Here is a 1,098-nt window from a genome sequence, read left to right as displayed (position 1 = left end):
AATGCCCGTTTATCGACCTTGCCGTTTGGCGTCAACGGCCATTCATGCACCACCATCAAGACACTGGGTACCATATACTCGGGTAACTGTGCTGCTAACGCTGTTTTCACTTGATCTATCAAGCTCGTCTGAGCACCGTCGTCTAACGCCGCTGGTGAATGAATATAACCCACCAATTGCTGGCTTCCGGCTAGCTCCTTGACCATCACTAAGGCTGACTCAACACCCGCTTGTTCTGCTAATTGTGTTTCAATCTCGCCTAGCTCAATTCTAAACCCTCGGATTTTAACCTGATCATCTGTACGACCCATAAAGGCCAACTCACCATCCGGTAAATACCGGACTAAGTCTCCCGTACGATATAATCTTTTTGAACTATGTGGGTCATTCTCATCAAAATAAGGGTTATCAATAAACCGCTCTACGGTTAAGGTCGGCTGATTTAAATAACCTCGGGCTAAACCATCTCCCCCTAAATACAACTCACCCGCTGAACCGTACGGTACAAGCCCTCGACACGCGTCGTCACTTAACACATATGAACGCATATACGATAAAGGCTTGCCAATATGAACCTCTGTGCCACTGACATGTGCCATCGTACTGTTCACTGTACATTCGGTTGGTCCGTATACATTGCGGATCTCTATCCCTTCAGAAGTATAACCTGCCAAACGTTGCCATAATGCTTGGCTTATCGCCTCCCCTCCCACCAATAAATGTGGTGGTGTAAAATCGTGCCATGTATCGAGCCAGAATTGCAGCACACTCGGCGTGCAATCGAGTAATTCTATATGGTGTGATTGAATATAGTCTTGCAGTCGCTCTGGTTGCGTTTTGATATCTTCAGGCACCACAATTAATGTTCTACCTGAGAATAAACATACGATCCCCTGTAAGGACGCATCAAAAACATAGCTGGCTCCCCAGCCAAATCGTGTCACACCGGTAAACCAATCAGACATTTCATGCATGAGCGCTTGCGCACTACGATGCTCGATCATCACTCCTTTGGGCTTACCTGTTGAACCCGACGTATAAATCACATACGCCAAATTACTGGACGATAACCCCAATGCCCCCTTATCTAAATTATCG

General features: G+C 46.5%; 1 protein-coding gene. It reads right to left on the bottom strand.

Annotated features, from left to right (window positions below):
• Positions 1 to 1,098: amino acid adenylation domain-containing protein (locus tag J8M01_RS23710; protein WP_211059592.1), on the bottom strand; the 1,098-nt coding region annotated here is incomplete at both ends.

This window comes from Pseudoalteromonas sp. MMG005 (assembly GCF_018101015.1).
GTDB lineage: Bacteria > Pseudomonadota > Gammaproteobacteria > Enterobacterales > Alteromonadaceae > Pseudoalteromonas > Pseudoalteromonas aurantia.
Note: the sequence above shows the minus strand (reverse complement) of the source record. Positions and strands in the feature narration are given on the sequence as shown.